1 protein-coding gene is annotated in these 1656 nt (G+C 45.9%); it reads left to right on the forward strand.

Going from position 1 to position 1656, the window contains the following annotated elements:
- The first annotated feature begins 193 nt into the window (after positions 1 to 193).
- A complete protein-coding gene (locus QEH52_RS19520; protein ID WP_308952636.1) occupies positions 194 to 610 on the forward strand; it encodes a hypothetical protein in 417 nt (138 codons plus the stop codon).
- Positions 611 to 1656 lie beyond the last annotated feature (1046 nt).

A 1656-nucleotide genomic window follows, 5' to 3' on the forward strand; every position in this document is an offset into this window, starting at 1 on the left:
CACAGGCCAAGTAAATCAATGAAAGAAACGAATCAGAGCGAGACTCACAGGCTATCCCAGCACCCCTCAGACTCGCCAGTCCCTGCGGGAACCAGTCGAGATAGTCAATGCGAGTTTACCCGTCAGTTTTGCGACAATCATTTGCACGATTGACCTCGCAGGCTCGCATCGACTACTCTTCACGATATACGAAATGAAAACAAAAGTGATCATCCTGTTTCTCTGCCTGATACAGCAGCTGGTATTTTCGGATGAAATTTGCAGCTGCACTGAAGACGGCGGTTTCATACCTGTTGGGCCTCCGATAGAATTAGAAAAGACTGCCGCAGCTTTAAGCATCAATGAGATCAACAGCTCATCGATTGTAATTGAAATGGAAGGAATGGCCGGATATGAGTATCACTTTTCATTCTCGAATGATTTGGCCTCTTGGACGGCAACCGGGGCCACCATTAAAATCAACAATGTAACCGAAATCACCGAGAATACGGCAGATGTTCATTTCTTCGCGACAGAAGAAGAATGCATAATCACAGTTCAGTTCGAAGATACTAGACCCGATAGCGCGTTCTTTAGATGTTTTACCTACGGATCCTACAGGCTCCCATAGGTATATCCAGTCGCGGTGGTCAATTCCGTTACGGCTCCGCCTCCACTCCATGATCACGCTCCACGATCTACAGAAAATAAGATGACAGGCCCACTAACACTAATCGGATTAAGTCTACTCTGCTTTATCACACTTTGGGGCCTTAAATTCGTTCCTGGCGTTTATAGCGAGATGTCGCCACTAGGTTTTCTTATTTTGGGCATCGGAGCGCTGGGAATCCTGTTCGGCCTAGTTGGCATCATTTGGGGAATCGTAAGAAGTGTGCGTCTTGAAAGGAATGAAGAATAGAATCTAATCAGACGAATGAAACCTAATTCACCCACAAACCAACTTGAACCAGTCGGCTAGATAAGAGTAGATCCAGGCGCGGTGATCAACTCCGTTCGTGCCTCACTACGTTATCACGCTTCACGTTCTCAAGGAATCAAATATGACCAAACTTAGAAATATTTCGACGACTATGTATCTAGGCATATTCCTCCTTATGATTGTTTCTGCGTGGGCATTTGAGTTAATCGGAGAATACCTCTGGGTAAGACACCACATCTCCAGCTATCCCCAAGAGTGGATCTCTATGATTCTCGGTTGGATCGCCATTGTGGGAATATTTTCTCTGATCCCGATTAGTGCTTTTCGGCCATATAATAAATTCTCGCTCAAAGGAAACTGTAAGCAGCGAGCGAAGATATTCACCCTCACCACTATTACGGCAATTGGACTAATTGTATGATCTGCGATTGCGATGGCCTCAGCATTTTGAAAACCTAATTGAGAACCAGTCCGATGAGGCAATAGATTTCGCTGGCGCTCATCTATTCCTCTCGTCTACGTTCCCAGAAATTGAAAAAATGAATCTCAGGCTCGATGGATCGAAAGTAAGAAAAACTAGCACGACGAAAAAATCCCCTTACCGACGAGCATCACAGGCCAAGTAAATCAATGAAAGAAACCAATCAGAGCGAGACTCACAGGCTATCCCAGCACCCCTCAGACTCGCCAGTCCCTGCGGGAACCAGGCGAGATAGTCAATGCGAGTTTACCCGTCA

Source organism: Thalassobacterium maritimum, assembly GCF_031127805.1.
GTDB lineage: Bacteria > Verrucomicrobiota > Verrucomicrobiia > Opitutales > Coraliomargaritaceae > Thalassobacterium > Thalassobacterium maritimum.

What these genes read in the sequence shown, in the direction of transcription:
- QEH52_RS19520 (WP_308952636.1), top strand. Translation starts at nt 194, where the DNA reads ATGAAAACAAAAGTGATCATCCTGTTTCTCTGCCTGATACAGCAGCTG.